Origin of the sequence: Dokdonia sp. R78006 (genome assembly GCF_042466145.1) — a bacterium.
Lineage (GTDB): Bacteria > Bacteroidota > Bacteroidia > Flavobacteriales > Flavobacteriaceae > Dokdonia.
This window is the reverse complement of record NZ_JAXHBU010000001.1, coordinates 1282749-1305238: the sequence shown is the minus strand read 5'-3', so window position 1 is coordinate 1305238 and position 22490 is coordinate 1282749. Positions and strand designations below refer to the sequence as shown.

The 22490-nt window shown below is 36.3% G+C and carries 28 protein-coding genes; 6 read left to right on the top strand and 22 right to left on the bottom strand.

The window, feature by feature from the left end:
• Positions 1-188: 188 nt before the first annotated feature.
• Together SJY37_RS05965 and SJY37_RS05960 are read left to right on the top strand one after the other, a co-directional pair.
• Positions 189-773, top strand: a complete 585-nt coding sequence (locus SJY37_RS05965; RefSeq protein ID WP_108877651.1) for a MarC family protein — start codon at positions 189-191, stop codon at positions 771-773.
• 4 nt (positions 774-777) lie between these two features.
• Positions 778-972, top strand: coding sequence for a hypothetical protein (locus SJY37_RS05960; RefSeq protein ID WP_108877650.1), 195 nt, complete (start codon positions 778-780; stop codon positions 970-972).
• A gap of 7 nt (positions 973-979) precedes the next feature.
• Here the strand turns inward: SJY37_RS05960 and SJY37_RS05955 are convergent, their stop codons facing one another.
• From SJY37_RS05955 to SJY37_RS05940, 4 genes are all read right to left on the bottom strand, one after another.
• Positions 980-1267, bottom strand: a complete 288-nt coding sequence (locus tag SJY37_RS05955) for a hypothetical protein (RefSeq protein ID WP_298322872.1) — start codon at positions 1265-1267, stop codon at positions 980-982.
• A gap of 9 nt (positions 1268-1276) precedes the next feature.
• Positions 1277-2866: a S41 family peptidase gene (locus SJY37_RS05950; RefSeq protein ID WP_298322875.1), complete on the bottom strand. Its 1590-nt coding sequence runs from the start codon at positions 2864-2866 to the stop codon at positions 1277-1279.
• The gene (locus SJY37_RS05945) at positions 2867-3295 is read right to left on the bottom strand and encodes a dCMP deaminase family protein (RefSeq protein ID WP_035334863.1); all 429 of its coding nucleotides are present in this window, start codon (positions 3293-3295) and stop codon (positions 2867-2869) included. It abuts the gene before it with no gap.
• A 94-nt stretch (positions 3296-3389) separates the two neighbouring features.
• Positions 3390-3983 (bottom strand): HupE/UreJ family protein, encoded by a 594-nt coding sequence (locus tag SJY37_RS05940; protein WP_298322882.1) that lies wholly within the window; start codon positions 3981-3983, stop codon positions 3390-3392.
• A gap of 87 nt (positions 3984-4070) precedes the next feature.
• Here SJY37_RS05940 and SJY37_RS05935 point away from each other — a divergent pair, with 87 nt between their 5' ends.
• Positions 4071-4499 carry a fructose 1,6-bisphosphatase gene (locus tag SJY37_RS05935; protein ID WP_041295807.1) on the top strand — a complete coding sequence of 143 codons (429 nt, stop codon included), beginning with the start codon at positions 4071-4073 and terminating at the stop codon, positions 4497-4499.
• Between the two features lie 79 nt (positions 4500-4578).
• On the opposite strand, the gene SJY37_RS05930 is transcribed toward SJY37_RS05935, so the two are convergent.
• The 5 genes from SJY37_RS05930 to fbp all read right to left on the bottom strand — a co-directional run bounded on the left by SJY37_RS05930 (position 4579) and on the right by fbp (position 8885).
• The gene (locus SJY37_RS05930) at positions 4579-6150 is read right to left on the bottom strand and encodes an ATP-binding protein (RefSeq protein WP_298322889.1); all 1572 of its coding nucleotides are present in this window, start codon (positions 6148-6150) and stop codon (positions 4579-4581) included.
• Entirely contained in the window at positions 6143-6637 is a 495-nt protein-coding gene (locus SJY37_RS05925; RefSeq protein ID WP_298322892.1) for a Rab family GTPase, read from the bottom strand. The genes SJY37_RS05930 and SJY37_RS05925 overlap by 8 nt, the downstream gene beginning before the upstream one ends.
• A complete protein-coding gene (locus SJY37_RS05920) occupies positions 6624-7424 on the bottom strand; it encodes a cell envelope biogenesis protein OmpA (protein WP_298322895.1) in 801 nt (266 codons plus the stop codon). Before SJY37_RS05920 ends, SJY37_RS05925 begins: the two co-directional genes overlap by 14 nt.
• Before the next feature lie 21 nt (positions 7425-7445).
• The gene (locus tag SJY37_RS05915; protein WP_013750461.1) at positions 7446-7796 is read right to left on the bottom strand and encodes a hypothetical protein; all 351 of its coding nucleotides are present in this window, start codon (positions 7794-7796) and stop codon (positions 7446-7448) included.
• Between the two features lie 84 nt (positions 7797-7880).
• The gene (gene fbp, locus SJY37_RS05910; protein ID WP_298322898.1) at positions 7881-8885 is read right to left on the bottom strand and encodes a class 1 fructose-bisphosphatase; all 1005 of its coding nucleotides are present in this window, start codon (positions 8883-8885) and stop codon (positions 7881-7883) included.
• 123 nt (positions 8886-9008) lie between these two features.
• On the opposite strand from fbp, the gene SJY37_RS05905 reads away from it, so the two are divergent.
• The 3 genes from SJY37_RS05905 (at position 9009) to SJY37_RS05895 (ending at position 12782) form a co-directional block, all read left to right on the top strand.
• A complete protein-coding gene (locus SJY37_RS05905) occupies positions 9009-9494 on the top strand; it encodes a GNAT family N-acetyltransferase (RefSeq protein WP_108877641.1) in 486 nt (161 codons plus the stop codon).
• Between the two features lie 137 nt (positions 9495-9631).
• Positions 9632-10882: an aspartate kinase gene (locus SJY37_RS05900; RefSeq protein ID WP_298322904.1), complete on the top strand. Its 1251-nt coding sequence runs from the start codon at positions 9632-9634 to the stop codon at positions 10880-10882.
• Between the two features lie 85 nt (positions 10883-10967).
• A complete protein-coding gene (locus SJY37_RS05895; RefSeq protein ID WP_298322907.1) occupies positions 10968-12782 on the top strand; it encodes a lysophospholipid acyltransferase family protein in 1815 nt (604 codons plus the stop codon).
• A 35-nt stretch (positions 12783-12817) separates the two neighbouring features.
• Here SJY37_RS05895 and SJY37_RS05890 read toward each other — a convergent pair whose 3' ends face one another.
• The 13 genes from SJY37_RS05890 to mgtE all read right to left on the bottom strand — a co-directional run bounded on the left by SJY37_RS05890 (position 12818) and on the right by mgtE (position 22461).
• Positions 12818-13531: a flavodoxin family protein gene (locus SJY37_RS05890; protein ID WP_298322910.1), complete on the bottom strand. Its 714-nt coding sequence runs from the start codon at positions 13529-13531 to the stop codon at positions 12818-12820.
• A 128-nt stretch (positions 13532-13659) separates the two neighbouring features.
• Positions 13660-14064 carry a response regulator gene (locus SJY37_RS05885; protein WP_298322913.1) on the bottom strand — a complete coding sequence of 135 codons (405 nt, stop codon included), beginning with the start codon at positions 14062-14064 and terminating at the stop codon, positions 13660-13662.
• On the bottom strand, positions 14061-15554 hold the full coding sequence (locus SJY37_RS05880; protein WP_298322916.1) for a PAS domain S-box protein: 1494 nt from the start codon (positions 15552-15554) through the stop codon (positions 14061-14063). Before SJY37_RS05880 ends, SJY37_RS05885 begins: the two co-directional genes overlap by 4 nt.
• 234 nt (positions 15555-15788) lie before the next feature.
• On the bottom strand, positions 15789-17213 hold the full coding sequence (locus tag SJY37_RS05875) for an aminotransferase class I/II-fold pyridoxal phosphate-dependent enzyme (RefSeq protein ID WP_298322920.1): 1425 nt from the start codon (positions 17211-17213) through the stop codon (positions 15789-15791).
• A complete protein-coding gene (locus tag SJY37_RS05870; protein WP_013750470.1) occupies positions 17213-17542 on the bottom strand; it encodes a helix-turn-helix transcriptional regulator in 330 nt (109 codons plus the stop codon). The genes SJY37_RS05875 and SJY37_RS05870 overlap by 1 nt, the downstream gene beginning before the upstream one ends.
• A gap of 105 nt (positions 17543-17647) precedes the next feature.
• Positions 17648-18082: a TM2 domain-containing protein gene (locus SJY37_RS05865; RefSeq protein ID WP_298322924.1), complete on the bottom strand. Its 435-nt coding sequence runs from the start codon at positions 18080-18082 to the stop codon at positions 17648-17650.
• A 59-nt stretch (positions 18083-18141) separates the two neighbouring features.
• Positions 18142-18534: a VOC family protein gene (locus SJY37_RS05860; protein WP_298322927.1), complete on the bottom strand. Its 393-nt coding sequence runs from the start codon at positions 18532-18534 to the stop codon at positions 18142-18144.
• Positions 18535-18555: 21 nt separating this feature from the next.
• Positions 18556-19068 (bottom strand): DUF4199 domain-containing protein, encoded by a 513-nt coding sequence (locus tag SJY37_RS05855; protein ID WP_298322929.1) that lies wholly within the window; start codon positions 19066-19068, stop codon positions 18556-18558.
• A 30-nt stretch (positions 19069-19098) separates the two neighbouring features.
• A complete protein-coding gene (locus tag SJY37_RS05850; protein WP_298322932.1) occupies positions 19099-20046 on the bottom strand; it encodes a 2-hydroxyacid dehydrogenase in 948 nt (315 codons plus the stop codon).
• Positions 20047-20056: 10 nt separating this feature from the next.
• Positions 20057-20218 (bottom strand): hypothetical protein, encoded by a 162-nt coding sequence (locus tag SJY37_RS05845; protein ID WP_298322935.1) that lies wholly within the window; start codon positions 20216-20218, stop codon positions 20057-20059.
• 9 nt (positions 20219-20227) lie between these two features.
• Complete coding sequence (locus SJY37_RS05840) at positions 20228-20614, bottom strand: cupin domain-containing protein (RefSeq protein WP_298322938.1); 387 nt, start codon at positions 20612-20614, stop codon at positions 20228-20230.
• 75 nt (positions 20615-20689) lie between these two features.
• Entirely contained in the window at positions 20690-21115 is a 426-nt protein-coding gene (locus SJY37_RS05835) for a thioesterase family protein (protein WP_298322941.1), read from the bottom strand.
• Positions 21112-22461 carry a magnesium transporter gene (gene mgtE / locus SJY37_RS05830; RefSeq protein ID WP_108877627.1) on the bottom strand — a complete coding sequence of 450 codons (1350 nt, stop codon included), beginning with the start codon at positions 22459-22461 and terminating at the stop codon, positions 21112-21114. The genes SJY37_RS05835 and mgtE overlap by 4 nt, the downstream gene beginning before the upstream one ends.
• Between the last annotated feature and the right edge of the window lie 29 nt (positions 22462-22490).

Genomic DNA, 22490 nt, shown 5'->3' with positions numbered 1-22490 from the left:
AATTAAAGTTTAATAGTCAAAAACTATGACGGTAATTTATATAGAACATTACATGTGTTTTAAATAAAATGTTACCAACTTATTAATAGTGCATTAAGTTACGTATTGTATTTATAATTCTCCTCACTAATGCATTATGTATCCTTTAATTAAGGCTACCTTTGCGCGCATTTTAAAATGAATATGCAATGAAAATAGATCTTAAAGAAATACTTACTGCCGCAATGGTACTTTTTGCTGTAATTGATATAATAGGGAGTATTCCTATTATATTAAAACTGCGAAAAAAGGCAGGACATATACAGAGTGAGAAGGCTGCCTTAGTAGCACTTATTGTAATGATTCTATTTGTATTTGTAGGGGAGAGCATACTAGGACTCATAGGTGTTAATGTATATGAATTTGCAGTAGCAGGTTCTTTTATTCTATTCTTTATAGCCCTAGAAATGATTCTAGGAGTTAGTATTTTTAAAGATGATGATGGTATTAGTGCAAAGACCGTGTCTGTGTTCCCACTCGCCTTTCCATTAGTAGCAGGACCAGGTACTCTTACCTCGCTTCTTGCATTACGCGCAGAATATGACCTTAGCAATATTATAATTGCTATCATACTCAACATCTTGCTAGTCTATATCGTGTTAAAAACTTCTAAACACATAGAACGCTTCTTAGGAAAGAACGGTATTGCTGTAATACATAAAGTTTTTGGTGTAATTTTGTTAGCAATCGCTGTAAAGCTTTTTACCGCAAACATTCAAGAACTCTTTAAGTAATACTATGAAGTTTATAATCCCTATTGGAATCTTACTGGCGCTAGGCCTTCTTATTTATAATGTAACGTTACTAGACTTTTCTAATCTCCTTGAAGGTGAAAGCAGCATTGCTTTAATAGGAGTTATTGCGTGTGCGTGTGCGATATTGTTATTACTTATTTTACGTACCTCTCGGAAGATTGCAGAGAAACATAAATAGCATACAGCTACATTAGGTATATAATGTATGGGTTATATATCTCGTAAACAATTCCAACAATTAAAGTGAGTATTGCTAGTGCTGTAAAAGCAATGTGCAATTTTTGATACCACAGATTACGTCGCAACTTCCAGATGAGTTTCTCATCATCTAGATCTTCTATTTGAGCCAGAATAATAGGCGGCTTTAGATAAAAAGGACTTACAGATATACCGTGACGTATAAGTAGTGCAGCACTATTATCTAGCAATCTAAAGATGATTGCGATAATATAAACATATATAGCTACTACCATTAACATAGGTTATTCTTTTTCAAGGGTAAGTTCTATTACTTTTTGAATTACGGCGTCTTCTTTATTTACCATCATCTCAAAAGCATTGTTATCAAAAAGCTGTCTAGCCATTGTAGCTTTGAGGTATTTCTTATACAAGTCTTTATACTTACTTGCTTTCAAATTAATCTGTCTAAACTGTGCGAAAGATATAAAATCTTCTACTACTTGATCTGATATAACAACCTCTTCTTGAAATTGCTCCATACTCAAGCTGTTGTAGTACGTTCTATCTTTTTCTAATTGCTCAAAGATAAATAAGCGCATGTATCCAGAACGTAGTACATAGTTGAGATGCTCAACCTCATAGTCTGTATTTTTAGGAACAAAAATGTCTGGTATAATACCTCCACCACCATATACAATTTTACCTTTAGGAGTTCTAAATTTAAGAGAGTCTGCCACTTTGATACTATCCACACTACGTAGCTCGCCGTTTTCATATCTATTGAGATAATCTTCAAAATAATCTTTATCTCCTAGCTCATAAGGCTTCTGTATAGAACGTCCAGTAGGAGTGTAATAACGAGCAATAGTTAATCTTACAGCACTGCCATCACCTAAATCCATTTCTCTCTGCACAAGTCCTTTACCAAAGGATCTTCTACCCACTATTACTCCCTTGTCATTATCTTGTAATGCTCCCGCAACAATCTCACTAGCACTTGCAGAGTTCTCATTGATAAGTATAAACACTTCTCCTTCTTCAAAAATACCACCGTCATCGGTGTAGCTATTTGATATGTTTCCTGTTTTATTTTTTGTAAAAAGTATGAGCTTGTCTTCTTCTAAGAATTCATCTACCACTCCCTCTGCACTAGAGATATAACCTCCTGGGTTATCCCTTAAATCTAGTGCAATTTTAGTCGCTCCATTATTTTTAAGATCTATGAGCGCTTTCTTGAACTCTTCATGAGTAGACTCTGCAAAACGGTTAATCTTGATGTACCCAAGATTATTAGTAAGCATATAACTGCCTACCACACTAAAAATAGGCACATGATCACGTTTAAAATTAAATGTCAAAAGGTCTTTAACTCCAGGTCTTTTAATTTTGATTTCAATAGGTGTTCTTGCTTTACCCTTTAAAATACTAGATAGAGAGTCATCTGTAATTTCTTTGGTAGATAAATTGATGCCATCTGCATAAACAATGCGATCTCCACCTTTGATTCCGGCACGAGCACTAGGCCCTCCTTTAATAGCTTGTATTACCGCTAGCGAATCATTATAAGGATAAAAACTCACTCCTATCCCTACAAAATCGCCTTTCATATTCTCCTCCATAGCGCTATACTCGTCTGGTGGTATGTAAGTAGAATGTGGGTCTAGATTGTCTAAAATACCATTTACAGTAACATCTACAATGCTATCTGTATTAATGACATCTACATACTCATAATCTATGTAATCGATAAGCTTATTAAGCTTATCCTTTTTTGCATTTGAAGTAAACAACGCGGTATCATTATATCCAAAATCTAGTAAGCTTCCTAGCAAAATGCCTAAAGCAATGCCCAAGCCAAAGAGTAGGGGAATATATTTGCGTTGTATTTTCATTTATGAATCGATATCTTGAAGATGTACTATCTCAACGCCTGCTTTTTCTAAAAATTTCACACCCGTTAGATCTTTATAAGCATTATGATATACAACACGCTTAATACCTGCTTGATGTACTAATTTACTGCAGTCCTTACAAGGACTTAGTGTGATGTATAACGTAGCTCCATGGCACGATTGTGTAGAGCTAGCAACCTTTAAAATTGCGTTTGCCTCAGCATGTAATACATACCACTTCGTATTATTTTCATCGTCTTCACAAATATTTTCAAAACCAGTAGGTGTACCATTATATCCATCAGAGATAATCATCTTGTCCTTTACGATGATTGCTCCCACTTGCTTACGGTTGCAGTACGACAGTTTTCCCCACTCTCGAGCCATTCTCAAGTAAGCGATGTCATATTTATGTTGTTTTGAAGCCATTAGCTGTTGTGATGTATGTACGCTTTCGCGAAAGCGTAAAAAAAATATAATATATAACTTATTTACACACTACTAAAAGCATGCAAAACAATTATTAAAAATTAATGCTAGAAAGTGCTGTTTTAAACACTGGAATGGCGACTCCAATCACTATGGATGAAATAACCATTACCCAATCCCTAAGTGAAAATCTAAAAATTGCCTGACCCACAAAACTTATAATAAGCACTACAAATACAATGATTAATTGTGCTGCTTCTATACCTAAGGTATATTCTATTAATGGTAGCAGCTTACTTTCTGAGCTTGCTGTCATCATTTTAAAATATGTAGAAAACCCTAGCCCGTGAATTAATCCGAAAAATAGCGCTGCAAAAAGGTGAATACCTATCTTCTGATTGCGATTCTTTTTACCAGCTGTAAAAATATTATATAGAGCAGTAATTAAAATTGTTATAGGTATAAGAACCTCTACTAATGATGAATTAACTCTAACAACTCCGTAAGCCGATAGTGCCAGCGATAAGGTATGACCCAGTGTGAAAATGGTTACTAATGTCAATAGTTTCTTCCAGTTAGAAAACAAGTACGGCACTGTGAGTACTACTAAAAAAAGTATGTGATCATAGGCGTTCCAATCTAGTACGTGGAAGAGGCCTTCTTTAAAATAAAATAAGAATGAATCCATCTAAAAAAATTAGGGGTTTTATCAAATGTACAAATTAAAAATCTTGATTAAATAGCTATCTTTGATGCTTACTTTAAATTAAGAAATATGTCTTTTTCAGATTTATATGATAGCGGGTTCCGCAAGAGAAACGAAGATCACTTTGCATCTATTGTGAGAGTGGCAATGGATGATGGTGTAATTTCAGACAAGGAAAAAGCTTTTTTAGACAGGCTTGCTCGTAACCTTTCTATATCTGCAGAGGATTATGAAATTATTCTAGGAGACTACATGTCTCACCCTATTAACCCTCCTACTACTTATGACAGAAGGTTAGAGCGTTTATACGATCTTACACGTATGATTCACATTGATCATGATTTTGAGGAAGAAGAGCCTCTTTTAATAAGACTTTCTATAGGTTTAGGTTTTGCTACAAGTAATGCACCTTATGTTGCACATAAAGCACTTACTCTTGTAAGAGAAGGTACTGATCTTGATACATTTCAAGATGAAATCAAAAATATGAGCCGCTAGATTGTAGCTTTTATCATAAATCAAAAAGGGGAAGATCTTCATGAGATCTTCCCCTTTTTAATTGTTTCCTAAGAAGAATTTACTCTTCCTCTTCTTCTAAAGAAAGTACTTCTTTACTTTTTCTTTTATAACGCGTTAAGAGTCTCTCTATGGTTTCAAAAAGAAGCTCTGCATCTATAGGCTTTGTTAAGTAAGCATTCATACCTGCTTCCTTTGCTGCATCTTGCTCTTCTTGGGCCGTTCTAGCAGTAAGCGCTATAATAGGTAGTTTACTTATTTTACTATTAGAATGACTTCGTATCTGCACTGCAGTATCAAGCCCATCCATTATAGGCATCGTAAGATCAAGTATCACTAAATCATAAGTGTTTCTGTCTAAAAATTCTAGAACACGCTCACCATCTTTTGCAATATCTATACTATAAGCACCATGATCTACAAATAGACGAAGCATTAACAACTGATTCACCTCAACATCTTCTCCTAATAAAATACGTGGCTTTTTACCGGCAGCTTTTTTATTCTTTGTCTTCTTAGCCTTTTCTTTCTTCTCTCGTTTCTGGTTATGAGAAACTCCCATATACACCGTAAAACTAAATGTAGATCCTTTGCCCTCTACACTGCTTACCTCAAGATCACTCTCTAACAAGTGTGTGAGTTGTTTTACGATACTAAGTCCTAATCCAGATCCTCCAAAAAGACCTCTTTTTTCTAGCTGTGTAAAGCTATCAAAAATACTATCTATCTTCTCCTTAGGTATTCCTATTCCAGTATCTGTTACTTCAAAAGTAACAGGGATTCTTCTCGCATTTTGAGAATCTGTTTTTACACAGAATTTTATATTTCCTTGATGCGTGTATTTAAGTGCATTCTCTAATAAGTTTACAAGGATTTGATTGATTCTAAGATGATCGCCCACTAAGAAACGTGGAATCTTTGAACCCATCTCAAACTCAAAAGAAAGTCTCTTCTCATCTGCTCTGAGTTGATAGGTTTTCCCTAAAACTTCTATAAATTCTTTAAAATCAAAGCGCCTCTTTTTAATTTCTAACTTGCCTGCTTCAATCTTAGATATATCCATCAAGTCATCTAGAATAGTCACTAGATTCTTAGATGAATCTTTTACAATATTAAGAATGTCTAGTTGCTCTCTTGTGATATCTGTATTTTCTAGCACAGAAAGAAAACCCACAATACTATTGAGCGGAGTGCGGATTTCGTGGCTTACGTTTGCAAGAAACTTATTCTTAAAACTACGCTGTATTTCTAACTCTTGATTAAGTTCTTGTGTGATATTAAAACCTATGATAGACTCATTACGCACCTGTTTAATCTGATGTACGGTTTTGTAGTGATCTGTGAGATCGTTTAAAATTACGACTAACGTATCATCATCTCTTAATATGGTCTTTATATCTAAGAAATAAAGTTTTCCTAGCACCTCTACTTGAACACAAAAGAAAGTATGTTCTTTTTTTGTCTCCTCAAAGACATTCATCAGTGAGTAGAAAAATGGGTGAAACTCTGTTATATCAGAGTTTTTGCTAATAGAAAATAGGTTTTGATCTGAGTCTACAACATTCAGTCCTCTATTAACAATTAGTAATTGTGTGGTTTTATTAAAAAAATCCTGTCTAAGGTTATCAAGCATTTTTAAGCAATTGCGCTGCTACATCATTAAACAGCTGTTCAACATTTTCTCCGGTCTTTGCACTGGAAAGATAGCTATGTTGAACATCTTGAGCCTTGAGAGCTGCCATGATTTCATCCTTGTCGACTAAGTCTACTTTATTTCCGATAATGTGCACAGGCACTTGGGGATACTTATCTTTTAAGTGACTTAAGTTATATTTCAAATCACCATATGTTACTGCTCTAGATGCATCAAACACATAAATAAAGCTAGAAGCTCCCATTAAGTATGATGGTCTATATTTTGTAAAATCATCTGTTCCTTCTACGTCCCATATGATTAACGTTACTTTATCGGAGTTAATAGTTACCTCCTTCTTCATTATATGCACACCAATAGTCACTACATAGTTATCTGAGAAGTTATTCTCAACAAACCTGCGAAGTAGTGAAGACTTACCAACACCAAAATGTCCTAGTAATACTATTTTTTTAGATACGCTCATCTGTAAAATACTCTTTTAATTTTTTGGTAAATTTTTGATTGTCACTTAAATCATCTTTGTTTATCACAAACTGAGCAAAGTCAAGTAACACATCATCAAGTTTATTTTTATATTCATCATCATAAATACCGCTCAAAATTACGGCAATATAATATTCTGAGAAATTTTGTAAATGAATAGTATAGAGTTGATAATCTATCCTCTCTAATTCCATATCCCCTCTCTCAAAAGCGTCCTCTGCAAAGCTTTTTATGGCCGTGAGCATACCCGCCATCATATCTTTGTCCATCGTTTTGGTTTTTGAATAGCTTGCTTTAAGCAATCCAGAACCTTTTTCGATTACAAGTATTTGTTCAATATACGCTTTATATTCTTCTTTAAGCAGTGCCGCTGCAGTAGGTCTTTCCTTACCCTTAGACTTAAACATACTTCTAAATGAAAATGCATTATCTATTTTCTCACTTATGGAGTCGTTAAGCTTTTTTATTTCTGCTTGGACATACCTTTTTATCATTTTACCCATAATAGGGTATAATGCTTCTACCACAGCATCCTGAGAATTTTTAATTTCAGATTTTAATGTTTGGGTTATTGTTGGCCCTAGAGTTTCGGGCATCTCTTTTACAAAGTTCAACAAACGTTCATCTAGAATGGGACCCACTCTATCTGATAAGTGTTGCTGTCTCTCTTCTAGGTCTTTGAGTTTTCTGTATATATCATTCTCAGGCTTTTTCTCATCTGTGAGTAAAAGCTCTTTTAAAATTTCAAGACGTTCATCAGTTGTCATTAAAAATTTTCAGAGATTGATCTAAGCTTTTATATTCTCACCAAGACGTATGAGCATATCACCTAAGCTATCACGGCTTACCTTTCTATTATCAAGGTCTTGAGTTTTATCATCAAGTGCCTGTTCAAGATCAGAAATACGAATATTTACATCTGTACTTAGATTATCTATAGCCGTCATGATCTCTTTACGAGCATCATCTACATAAGAGAGCATTTCTTCACGCTTTTGCGTGATATCTGCCTTTAGAGTGTCAAATTCGTGATTATATTCTTGAATATTTTCACCAAAAATGAGGTTCTTGATAGCCTCAATTTTAGAATTTGCAACATCAGGTAGTTGCTCATTCTGTGTAGGGTCTTTTTTAGCCATAATAGTAGTAGCCTTGATATTTGTTTAATCAAATATAAAAAAAATCCCCCGCCTTATGAGTTTTAATCCCTCTTAACTCAACAATTAAGACTCCTTCATGAAACTTTCGGCTTTTTCGACCATTAATTTGCTTCCACAAAAGAAAGGAACTCGTTCATGCAGCTCTGTAGGTTGAAGGTCTAAAATAGCTTCAAAACCATCACTTGCTTTACCTCCTGCTTGCTCTGCTATAAAAGCCATAGGGTTGCATTCATACAGTAAGCGTAGTTTACCATTGGCTGCTTTTGAGCTTTTAGGGTACATATAAATCCCTCCTTTAATCATGTTTCTGTGAATATCAGAAACTAAAGAACCTATGTATCTAGAAGTATATGGACGGTCGTCCTTTTCTTCTTGACAATATTTTATATATCTCTTCACTCCATCTGGGAAGTGAACATAATTACCCTCATTTACAGAATAAATACTGCCCATTTCTGGAAACTGCATGTTAGGGTGAGAAAGGTAAAAAGTACCAATCGCTGGATTAAGTGTAAAACCATTAACACCGTGACCTGTAGTATAAACAAGCATAGTAGAAGTCCCATAAACGATATAACCTGCTGCTACTTGCTCTCGCCCTTTTTGTAAAAAGTCCTCCATAGTTACTGGAGTTCCAGCTGGAGTAACACGTCTATATATAGAAAAGATGGTTCCTACAGAGACATTTACATCAATATTAGAAGAGCCGTCTAGAGGATCCATAAGTAATATGTACTTATTATTATTATCCCCATTTTGACCTTCTAAAGAGATAAAATCATCATTCTCTTCACTAGCTATTCCACATAATATGTTTCTGTTAGTAAGTGTACGTATAAAGGTGTCATTTGCCATTACGTCCAGCTTTTGCTGATCTTCACCTTGGATGTTTGTCTCGCCAGCTGCGCCCACGATATCTACAAGGCCTGCCTTGTTTACTTCGTGGTTTACTACTTTGGCCGCAAGGCGGATAGAGTTGATCAAGCGAGAAAGCTCTCCAGAAGAATACTGGAACTCAGCTTGATTTTCAATAATAAACTCTCCTAATGTTTGGTTTTTTCTTGACACGATACGTGTTTTTTGATTTAGTGCAAAAGTAACTTTAATCTTAAATTACTACAACGTTTTCGTTTAAGAATAGTTAATGTAATTATTTACCTTAGCGTCGCTTAGACAAAAACAACCCTATATATGAACATCTCTATTCAAAAAGCAACACCAGAAGATATGCCCGCTGTACTGGGTCTCATAAACGAACTAGCAGTTTATGAAAAAGAGCCAGAAGCAGTAAAGATTACAGAAAAAACGCTCTTAGAAAACGGTTTTGGTGAGCATCCTCTTTTTACTTGTTTTGTAGCCAAAACAGCAACCGAAGTTGTAGGTATGGCATTATGCTACTTCCGCTTTTCTACTTGGGATGGAAAATCATTACACCTAGAAGATCTGGTGGTAAAGGAATCTTTACGTGGCAAAGGAGTAGGGCAACAGCTCTATGATCAGGTTATGATTTTTGGAGCAGAGAGCGGTGTAAAACGTGTAGAATGGGTTGTGCTAGACTGGAACACTAGCGCTATCGAGTTTTACAAAAAAAGCAATGCAAAGTTTTTAAAAGATTGGCATCTTGTACAGATGGATGAGCAACGTCTTCAAGATTACATTAAAAAAATTAATGCTTAACAATTCTTGGTACGGTTGTGAGGTATACGCTTTCGCGAAAGCGTAACTAAAACCCAAACAACAACACATCACCATTTGTTTATTAATAAGCTCTCTCTTGAATTGAGCGACTCACTTAGAAAAGTAAGATTACCAATATGCAGGTATTTAAATTTGGAGGAGCATCTGTAAAAGATGCAGATGGCGTAAAGAATGTAGCAACTGTGCTGCAAACTATGGGGGCTGGAGAAAAGCTCGTTATAGTCTCTGCAATGGGAAAAACGACTAATGCCATGGAGGCAATTGTTACAGCTTACTTTGATGATAAAAGCAGTCTTCCAGAACATATAGAGCACACGGTAGCTTATCACAGAGAGATTACTAATCATCTTTTTGAAAAAGGTGATGAAGTTTTTGAAAAAATAAAAGAACTTTTTGCAGAACTTAAAGGCTTCCTTGCTTGGAACAAATCGCCAAAATATGATTTTGTTTATGATCAAATCGTCTGTTATGGCGAGCTTATATCTACAACTATCATAAGTGCATACCTCAACAAGCAAGGGCTTGCAAATACCTGGCTAGATGCGAGACGTCTTATAAAAACAGATAGCAGTTATCGTGACGGACGCGTAGACTGGAAGGCAACGCAAGCAGCGATAAAAGAGCATGTAAACCCAAAGGTTCTTACTATCACTCAAGGATTTATAGCATCAGACAGTAATAACTTTACAACCACATTAGGCAGAGAAGGATCTGATTATACGGGAGGCATATTTGCTTACTGCCTCGATGCAGAAAATCTGACCATCTGGAAGGATGTTCCTGGTGTTTTAAATGGTGACCCTCGAGTTTTTAACAACACCGTTTTATTACATGAAATCCCATACGAAGAAGCGATTGAGCTTGCATTTTATGGAGCTTCTGTTATTCATCCTAAAACGTTACAACCGTTGCAACGTAAAGAAATACCGCTTTATGTAAAATCCTTCCTCAACCCTACGGCAGCTGGCACGATGGTAAGTAGCGTATCTACGCTAGCACCTATGGTGCCGTGTTATATTGTCAAGAAAAACCAAGTACTCATATCATTATCTTCACTAGATTTCTCCTTTATGGTAGAAGATAATATTGCCGAAGTTTTCCAGTTGCTTTCTACTTACAAGCTCAAAGTTGACCTTATACAGAACTCTGCGATAAGCTTTTCTGTATGCGTAGATAACAAATTTAATGGCCTAGAAAAGCTTACAAAACAGCTCAAAGGGAAATTTAAAGTAAGAGTTACCACAGGGGTTTCTCTTTATACGATAAGGCATTTTGCACAAGAAGCTCTTGATAAATTTCAAGAAGATAAAACCGTGCTTCTCAAGCAAGTTGCTCAAAACACAGTGCAACTTGTGACACAAAACTAGAAGTATGCGGTCTCTAGGTTAATAAAATGTAACTATAGCAAACCCTATTTGTTATATTTGCCTACTTAAAATAACCACAAAAATAATGGGTCTAGTCACCGCCAAAGAAGTTGCACGAGCTATAAATGTCGATAAATTTGGCTTTATAGGCACCTTTGCTGGGTGGTCATTAATGAAGATTCTTAAAATCTCTTCTCTCAATAAAGTCTACGATCGCAATAAACATTTAGGAGACCTTGAATTCCTTAATGCATTGCTTGATGAATTTAATATCAAGTTTGAAATCCCAGAAGAAGATTTAAAAAGGTTACCTAAGGATGGTGCTTATGTAACGATATCAAATCACCCACTGGGTGGTATAGATGGCATATTACTACTCAAATTAATGCTTGAGCAACGTCCAGATTTTAAAATCATCGCAAACTTTTTACTACACCGCATTGAGCCGCTTAAGCCTTATGTAATGCCAGTAAATCCTTTTGAAAACAAGAAGGATGTAAAGTCAAGTATCGCAGGTTTTAAAAGTGCGATATCTCACCTTAGAGACGGTCATCCTCTAGGTATTTTTCCTGCAGGAGAAGTCTCTACTTATAAAGATGATAAACTTATTATAGACAAGCCTTGGGAAGAAGCAGCTATGAAGCTGGTTAAAAAGGCAGAAGTCCCTATTGTACCCATATATTTTCACGCAAAAAATAGTAGGCTCTTTTATCAATTATCACGCTTAAGTGATACACTAAGAACGGCTAAGCTACCTAGCGAACTCCTCACTCAAAAAAATCGAGTAATAAAAGTACGTATAGGAAACCCTATAAAGGTCACAGCTCAAAAGGAACACGAGTCTCTTGAAGACTTTACAGAGTTTTTACGCAAGAAAACGTACATGCTGGCAAATTCCTTTGAGAAGAAGAGTATTTTAAAAGAGATTCCTCAAAAATTAAAAACTCCAAAGGAACCTAAAAAGATTGTTACAGAAATGAGTAGCGATCTTATAGAAGACGAAATTTTACGCTTGCGCGAAAATGATCGTCGCCTTCTCACTAGTAAAAACTATGAAGTATATCTAGCTCCTGCTCAAGAGATGCCTAGCATTTTGAGAGAAATAGGACGACTTAGAGAAATCACCTTTAGAGCGATAGGAGAGGGAACAAATGAAGCTATAGATCTAGATAAATTTGATAGGTACTATTACCATATGTTCTTATGGGACAATGAAGCAAATGCACTTGCAGGAGCCTATAGAATGGGTCTTGGTTCTAAGATTTATAAAGAGCACGGTATTGACGGGTTTTACCTTCAAGATCTTTTCCGTTTTGAGCCAGAGCTTCACAAAATGATGAGTGAGAGTATTGAAATGGGTCGTGCCTTTATCATAAAAAAATACCAACAAAAACCTATGCCACTTTTCCTTTTATGGAAAGGTATAGTACATACTACATTACGCTTTCCAGAACATAAATACCTCATAGGTGGAGTGAGTATTTCAAATCAATTTTCAAACTTCTCAAAGTCACTGATGATTGAATTTATGAAATCACACTATTACGATCCTTATATCGCACAGTTTATACGTCCTAAAAAAGAATGGAAAGTAAACCTCAAAGATGCCGATAAGGAGTTTGTTTTTGATGAGAGTAAAGCAGACCTTAATAAGTTTGACAAACTCATAGAAGAAGTAGAACCAGGGTCGCTACGTCTTCCTGTGCTTATAAAAAAATACATTAAGCAGAATGCAAAGGTTATTGCTTTTAATGTAGACCCACTGTTTAATAATGCCATTGATGGTCTTATGTATATCCGCATTGCAGATCTACCAGAGAGCACTGTAAAACCTGTTATGGAAGAGTTTCAAGCAGAGCTCGAAAAAAAATATAATCAGCGTAATACAGAAGAGGAGTAAAAAACATTTACTCCTCTTTCTATATAAATCTTATATTATCTGTATTCTGGATTTTCAAAGTTCCAGCGAGTACCATCATCCCAGTCACCTCGAGAATTACCATAAGCTGGATATCCCCCTTGTGCTTTGAGCATACTTGCAAGATGCAATAAGTTGTATGTCATGAAGGTCGTATTGCGATTTGTAAAGTCATTATTTTTGGCTCCACTTTCTTCATCATTATAACTAGCGCCAGGACCAGCTTCACCTATCCATCCGCAATCTGCTTGTGGCGGGATACTATAACCTATATGTTGTAATGAATACAGTGTACTCATGGCTACGTGCTTAATACCATCCTCATTACCGGTGATGATACAACCACCTGCTTTTCCATAAAAATAGTATTGCCCTTTCTCATTTCTGTTACCACTTTCTCCGTATAAACGTTCTATAAGCTTTGTTGCAACAGAGGACTTCTCACCTAACCAGATAGGAGTTCCTACTACGAGAATATCTGCCTCTTCTATTTTTTTAAAAATTTCTGGCCATTCATCTGTCTCTTCTCCATGCTCTGTCATGTCATGATACACCCCAAAGGCTACATCATGATTTACAAATCTTAAATATTCTACAGTAACACCTTCAGCTCGCATAATATCTATAGAGACATCCATGAGTGCTTTAGTATGGCTCATGTGAGGTGTTTTTTTGAGCGTGCAATTTATATACAGCGCTTTTAGGTTTGAGAAATCAGGTTTTTCTTTCATATCAAAGATTTGACGTTTAAACTGTTAAAAGCTTACATTTTTTAAATACAAATTATATCAAAACTCGATTTACATAGCTTCAGACTTCTATATAATATGTATAGTACGCTTTCGCGAAAGCGTAAAAATCAACCTTCCATTTGCGCCATCAAATCGTTGAGCTTATCTTGAGTAATAGGCTTGACAACAAAGTTTTTTACATTACTGTATGATTTGGCTTTCTCCTTATCTCTAGGATCTATGGAACTTGTTACAATAAAGATGGTAATTTTCTTAATTACTTCTATTGTAATAATACCATCTAAAAATTGCCACCCATCAAGAATAGGCATATTTATGTCTAACAGTATCACATCTGGGATTGCAGACTCTACGGTACCTCGCAATACAGGAGCAAGGTGATTGAGTGCTTGTTCTCCATCATGAAAAATTAAAAACCCCTTACAGAAGTTACTCATTTTCATTAATCGCTGTGCTCCAAAAACAAAAATTGGATCATCGTCTATTATGCAGGCTATATCTATTTGCTTCATCGCTTTAAATAAATTTTAAATGTAGATCCTTTACCTACTGTACTGTCGACTTGAACACATCCTCCTAATGCTTCAATCTGGTTTTTTACAATATATAAGCCTAAGCCTCTTGAACTTTCATTTCTATGAAAAGTCTTGTAGAGACCAAAAATTTTACTTCCGTGTAGATCTAAGTCTATTCCAAGTCCATTATCTGTAAAATGTATGATCGTATAATTATCATCTTGCGTAGCACTAACTACAACTTTTAACGGCTCATTCTCACGTCTGTATTTAATAGTATTAGATAGAATATTTAAGAATATACTTCTCAGATATTCTGGTATCGCCATAACCCTGAGCTGAGGAGACACGCTTACTGTTACAGTACCACAAACCTCATGAAATAAAGTGTTTAGGCTTGTGAGTGTCTTATCTATAATCTGGACTACATTGATCTCTACAAAATCATCTGAGGTGACATTTTCAAAAGAAGATACTTCGCTTAAATTCTCAATAGTTTCTTCTAGATTTCCAAATGCATTTTCTAGCATTTGAAATACAGAGGATTCTTCTATTTTAGGAATATCCTGTTTTAAAAAAGTCAATAACATATCCAAATTACTGGTATGTGATCTTAAATTATGCGAGACAATGTGTTTAAAATTTAATAATTTCTCATTTTGCCCTTCTGTCTTACTTAACAAATCTTCTATTTGATGATTTGCATTTTTGAGAGATGTTATATCTGTAATCTGGCATATATAATAATCTGGACTTGACATCTCAGATCTTACTAATGATACAGAAATAAGCGCCCAGATAGTTTTACCCGTTTTATGTACAAAACGCCTCTCTGCTTGATAGTTCTCAGTATCTCCAGATAGTAATTTATCCTTGAGAATTATATTAATAGCAAGATCTCCTGGGTAATTCAAATCGCGAAGTCTTAGTGCACTAATTTCATCTACTGTATATCCAAAAATCTTAGATACCTGAGGATTAAATTGCATCCACTCTCCTTTAAGTGAAATGAGGGCCACTCCATTAGGAGCATTTAGAAAGGTTTTTCTAAATTTTTGCTCTTTCTGTTTAAGCTCTAATTGTGCTTTTTTTTGAGAATCTATATCTTGAAAAATACCATAAATTTTGGTGCACGCTCCATTTTCAACTACTGGAACTCCTACAGATCGAACCCACTTCTCTTTACCACACGCGGTAATAATTATATAATGACCATCAAATTTTTGTGCGTTAATAATAGCATTTTCAAAGTCTCGCTGTACCTTATCACGATAAAAACCTTCTTTATAAAATTTTATAGCCTGCATCACTGTAGGCTCAAAATCACAGGAAACTCCGTGTAACTTTTTTGTACCTGCACTCCAGTGCACTTTTTCTCCTCCCACATTAAACTCCCACATACCAATTGAGGCTGCTTCTTGTAGCAATAATGATACATCCTCATCAAGTGATGGGAATGTTGAAGTGGGGGAATTAGAAGTTTTCATTTATAGGATTGCTATAACATTCTGATTTACAGAGCTGTTATATTACATTAGTAGACTAAAGTAGTTATTTTTGGTTCCATAGCATTCTAAAATTAATTTTAAATTTGGCAAATGCGAATGATTAACATTTACTTAACGCTACTGTTGCACAATAAAAAAGTCTAACTAATCAATCAAAAAATAGATTATATCCTGAATAATTAACTCAACCCTAGAAAAATCATTTCCAAATTATTACAAGGATGTTGTGGCGGCAACTTCTCTAATAACATTAAGTAGACGCTCTGTGTGCTTTGTTGTCGTAAAGGGGTTCATAAATGTGGTTCTTAAATAGAATTCTCCACGTAAAGAGGTTCCCACAATATAAAACTCTCCATCCTCTAGCAATGCTTTTCGTATGTTTTGATTGATACGATTGATATCACCAGCGCTCGCTTTATATCTAAAACATACAATATTTGAGACAGGAGCTAGCGCCACCTCAAAATCTTCTTGCTGCTCCACCAGCGCACCAAAATCCCTTCCCGCATCATAAAGCGTAGTAACAAAATCATCAAAAAACTGAAGTCCATATGCATTTATAATAGCATAAAAACGCAAACTCATCATGCTTTTTGTACACTCAAAAGTCCTTTTGGCTAGGTTAAACCAGTCTGCATCTTCGTTCTTTTCCCAGAGATATTGTGCTTTTTGCTCAAAAGTAGCATAGCTCGCCGTACTTTCTTTGAAGACCACTGCAGTTGCCAGCGCACTTGTGCCCATCATTTTATGACCATCTATAATTATGGAATCGGCTTTATCTGCTCCATTTAAGAGATGTTTATACTTTGGTGAAAAAATAGCTGCTCCACCATGTGCTGCGTCTATATGAAACCATAGATTTTTTGCTTTCGCGAAAGCGTGAATCTCTTCTAAATCGTCATAAACCCCAGTACTTGTACTAGGTGCACTACCCACAATGGCTATCACTTCATAACCTTTTGCTACAGCCGAATCATAATAAGCATCTAGCAACTCTGTGCGCATCTTGTAACCATCATCTGCAGGTACTTTTATAATGCCTTCACTCCCAAGACCCATAATTCTAGCCGCTCTATCTACGCAATAGTGCGCCTCCTCAGATACCATAATAGCAAATTTACTACTGTGCCCTTCATTCCAAACATCATCTTCTGCCATCACTCTACGAGCAGCGAGTAATGCCGTAAGGTTTGCAAGCGTCCCCCCAGAAGTTAGAAATCCGTCGCCATTTTCAAAACCAATAGTTTTTGCGAACTGCTCGATTATTAAACGCTCAAGTGCGGTAGATGCTGCGCCCATCTCATAGACTGCCATCCCATTATTGAGCTGTGCGCTTAACAATGTTGCTAAAGCAGATACAGGCACCGTAGGCGCCACCTGATGGCCTATATACTTAGGATGGTGCGTGTGTATAGATCTCGCGATAACAGTCTTAAAAAAGTCTGAGGTTGTATGAGCAGCTGAGATATACTTTTTCCAAAATTGATACTCATTTTCTGGTGTTGTCCATGTGATGACTTTCTCAGACTGTCCAGAGGTAGTTTCAGACAGATATTGAGATATTTGATTAACGAGATCTGTTCCTTCTTCTTTAAAGAGTGAGCTATCGTAGGCTTTTTTTAATAGGGATGTACTCATTACTTCTCAGACATTTTTGATTTGGTATGCTCAAAGAAATCGTAAAACAATCCTTGCAATTGCTCCCATTTACGCGCATCTATGCTGTAATATTGGGCCTTGCCTTTAAACTGACTTTTTAAAACTCCTGCTCTTTTAATTACTTGTAGGTGTTGTGAAGTAGTAGGTTGCGATAGCCTTATTTTTTCAGAAATATCTTGACATAGGCAGCCATCACAATCACCTATGTATTCTATGATAGCAACACGTGCCGGGTTAGAGAGAATCTTTGCCAGATCTGCAATCTGATTTGCCCTCATAGAATGTATATGCCTTTTTGTAACTCCCATAATATTGCGTTGTTTATACTCTAATGATATACATAAATTGTAATATCGCTATATTACGATACAATATTTAACAAAAAAGCCCAGACTAGCTGGGCTTCTATTATACTAGAACCAAGGTTTTCTACCTACTTGGTATGTATTATAAAATTCTTCATCAGATTTCGTTAGATAAATAATACCCTCGATTAATCCAATTAATCCTGTTGCCCAGACTACTAGTACACCTATCCCTACACAAGAAAGAATAATACCTACAATACTTATAACAAGCATAATAATTCCTTCCTTTTGATATCCCAAAATAAACTTATGTACTCCAAATGCCCCAAGAAAGATCCCTAGAAGACCAGCGAGCATTTTTTTGTTATCAGTACCGTTAGTTACTTTATTCCACTCTTCTTTTGCACTATTGCCAAATTCATTGGCAGTATCTTTTGCTTCGTTTGCAAAATCACTTGCAGCTTTCTTTGCATCGTCTGCCATGTTTTTTGCGTCATTACCTGGCTTATCACCCGGTATTTTTTCGTCTTCTAAACTCATCTGGTTGGTTGTTGGTTAATTAGCTCTAAAACTACAAAAAAGATTGAGATACTTCTACGCTATTCTTCCTTTAAAAACTCACTATCTATAGGCTCCCACAATTCGATTTTGTTTCCTTCTGGGTCAAGTATCCAGCCAAATTTCCCATAGCTATATTCTTCTACCTTACCTACAATTGTTACACCTTCTTCTTTGAGGACAGCCAATAACGCAATTAGATCATCAACCCTAAAGTTAAACATGAATTGTTTTTTACTAGGAGAAAAATAGGTAGTATCATCATTCATAGGGCTCCATTGTGTAGAGCACTTCTTTCCGTTCTCATCACGCCACCAGAATGTCCAGCCGTATTGATCTGTAGGAATGCCTAGGTGATTTTTATACCACTCCTTTTGTGCATCTGGATCTTCACTTTTAAAAAACATTCCTCCTATGCCAGTGACTCTTTTCATAACGTTATATATTTAAGTGACTTACTCTTTCTTGAGAATAAATGCTGCAATAAGACTAACCACAAAACCAAGTATAAACGTCATTACAAACATCATAAGTCCAGCAATAAATGACACCTCTGTCCCGCTATATTGACTATACATTTCTCTTTGAGCCTCAAGCTGAGAGATAGCAACTGGATTCTTTGACTCCACAGCAAGCCCCATAGCATAGTCATTATACTCTATAAAAAAAGATGGATTTACAAATAAGGTATAGACAATGTCTGCAAGCGCTACGCCTAACCCTCCAAGAGCCGCAATAATAATTCCTGTTTTTAAAGCTTTCCCGAAAGATATTTTTCCAGCATACACCGTATCACGCTGATAAGCAACACCAAAATATACCATAGCCGCTGTCATACCAATAACTCCCCACCCTACGAGCTCTTGTGTTCCATAATCAAGACTCTTACCTAAATATAGAGCTAGTGAAAAACCAAGCAAGCCTATAAAAAAGGCAATCATTCCAAACTTCTTTATTACTAAACTCATAGTATTATATGTATAATTAATAGATTGAATTTAAGAAAATCGTTTCAATATCTTATCTACAATCGTTTGAGATAATTTGATTTTACTTTCTACTGTCCAGCCCGCGATGTGCGGAGTAAGTAGTACATTGTCTTGCTTAATAAGATATTCCAATGGTGCTGGCAGATTTGAACTTCCGTCTGTGGTAAATAAATTCTCAAAAGAGAGCTTTTCATACTCTAGCACATCAAGTCCTGCACCTAATACTTTACCACTTTTCATAGCTGATACTAGATCTGCAGTAACTACAGATTTCCCTCTAGCAGTATTTATGAGGTAAAATGGTTTTGTAAATGCATTTATAAAAGTGGCATCTACCATTTTATCTGTTTGCGGAGTCCAAGGTGTGTGCAAACTCACAACATCTACTTGCTCTTGAAATTCTTGTAATGATACTTGGCGTGCACCCTCGTCTCCCACGTTTTCTTTAATATCATAACAGAGCACCTCACAATCAAAACCCTGAAGTTTCTTTGCACAAGCCTTTCCCATGTTACCGTAACCTATGATTCCGACCGTCTTGCCTTCTAGCTCAACACCTCTGTTTGCCTCTCGGTTCCAGTTACCTGCTTTTACTTCTGCATCTGCACGATTTAAGTTATTGAAGAGACTCAATAACATTCCTAGCGCTTGTTCTCCTACGGCATTTCGATTACCCTCTGGTGCACTAATGAGATAAATTCCCTTGCTCTCTGCATAAGGAATATCAATACTTTCCAGTCCCGCACCCACGCGAGCGATAAATTTGAGATTAGGCGCTGCATCAATAAACTCCTTATCAATATTAAAACGGCTTCTTATCACAATACCATCGTATTGCGCAATGATAGCTTCTGTCTCCTTTTTTGTTATTGTATAATTCTCCACATTCTCATGACCCGCAGCCGTGAGCTGCTCCATAAGAAGTGGGTGGTTATTATCTAAGTGTAATATCTTCATTAAATGTTTTTTATTTTTTTCTCACAGGAATCCAGCCTAAAAAAAGACCTAACCCTATTGCAATCATTATTCCAGACACAAAACCTATACCTCCAGTTACATCGTCAAAACCAAAAATCAACACTCCCGCAATTGCCATGATAATAACACCTACAATTTTTTTATTATTCATAATCCTAGTTTAAATTTTAGGGTAGCTAGTTTGTGTTTTCTCATGACTCACTTCACCTGTATGCGCAGTACTTGTTTTCTCAAAAAGTAGTAGGTGTACTTCTTCACCTTCTTTGGTTGTAGGGCAGTGCTCTACATCTTTAGGCACGACAATTATTTCGCCTTGATTTACAATTTCAGACCACTCATTTTCTGGGTTTCCGCTTTCGCGAAAGCGCATTTCTAACACCCCTTTTTGCACATAAAACAACTCGTCTTCATCCTTATGACTATGCCATACAAAGGATCCAGAAATCTTAGCAAGCAAGACTTGCATATCATCTACCGCAGCAATCTGGTGTGGATGCCATTGTTTGTCAAACTTGAAGTACTTATCTTGAATGTTGATGGGCTTCATAAAACGACTTCTTTAAGATAAAGATAAGGATTTATAAAACTGTCACTATGTAGATAATGGATAACACGTTATGTATTAAAATAACTCGAGTATTTCTTGAGGCACACGCATAGGTCTGCCTTCGGGCATTTTGAGTAAGCACCAGTTAGTTACTGCGCTTACAAGAATTTTTTCTTCTCCTTTACGACGTATTTCTGTGTGACGGACAGAGGTTGCGGCAGTAAACGTTTTCACGAAAGTGGTGACCACAATCTCATCACCCTCAAAAGCTTCAGCTTTATATTTGATATGGTGATCCATAACGACCCACGCCATTTTATGAATCCCTAGACGTTCTTCCTCTGGGTCTTCATCCTTGAAATAAGTTGCTGTTGCAGCATTCCAGTGTTTTGATGCAGCTACTTGCACCCAATCTAAGTATACTACATTATTCACGTGACCTAATACATCTATAGCAGATGGTGGAACGGTGAGGTGATATGAAAACGGTTGTTTTTTCAAATACCTAACACCATTTTTGCAATCCAGAAGTAAATTAATATTCCGAAAATATCATTACTTGTAGTGATAAATGGTCCCGTTGCAATCGCTGGGTCAATCCCACGTTTATGAAGAAATAATGGAATAAACGTACCTATAATTCCTGCCATGATAATTACTACAAAAAGTGATGCAGAGATTGCAATCGCTGCTCTCACATCTCCATACCACAATGCCGTAAAGGCAAACAAAGCAAGTCCTAATAGGAGTCCGTTAAGTGCTGCTAGTAGCATTTCCTTTACAAGACGATTCCCTATACTTCCTTTTACGTCATCATTAGCCAATCCTTGCACAATAATCGCACTAGATTGCACACCTACATTTCCAGCCATTGCCGCAATAAGTGGTGTATAGAAAAAGAGCAGTGCATAGCTCTCTAGTATATCTTCAAATCCTCCCATGATAGTCGCAGCTCCTACTCCACCTACTAAGCCTAAAAACAGCCATGGCAATCTTGCTCGTGTGAGTGTAAGTATACTATCATCTGCCTCGACATCTTGAGAGATACCTGCAGCCATCTGGTAATCTTTTTCTGCTTCTTCTTTTATAAAATCTACAATATCGTCAATGGTAATACGTCCCATTAAAATATTCTTATCATTCACCACAGGTATCGCCTCTAGGTCATACTTCTGCATGAGCTTAGCTACATCTTCTGCACTGTCATTAATATTTACAGAATCAACCTTAGGAATATATATTTCGGCAATTTTAGTTTTTGTATCAGAGGTAAGTAAATCCTTGAGAGATAAGCGACCTATAAGTTCGTCTCTTTTTGTAACTACATAAATGGAGTGTACTCTAGTGACTTCTTCTGCCTGACGACGCATCTCACTTACACAACCACCTACAGTCCAAGAATCCTTTACTCTTATGAGCTCCTTTGCCATTAATCCACCAGCACTATTCTCATCATATTGCAGCATCTCTCGTATGTCTGCCTTGTGCTCCTCATCTTCTATTTGATTAATAACAGCAAGCTGCACATCATCATCAAGCTCTGCAATCATGTCTACCGCATCATCGGTATCCATTTCATCAACCTCATCTGCTATTTCTGCTGGAGTAAGATTGCCCAGTAATTTCTCACGCACATCCTCATCAAGCTCCATAAGAGCTTCTGAGGTTTGCTCACTATCTAGTAAAAGAACAAGGTAAGCAGCTTCATCTGCATCTACCTCATCTAATACTTCGGCTATATCTGCATGGTGAAGCTCAGAGAGCAACTCTTTAAGTGCGGTCTCATTTTGAACAGCTACATATGCTTGTATTTGATCGATAAGATCGCTAGTGAGTTCAAATTGCATAAGGTAATTTTTGGTAGTTGGGCAAATAT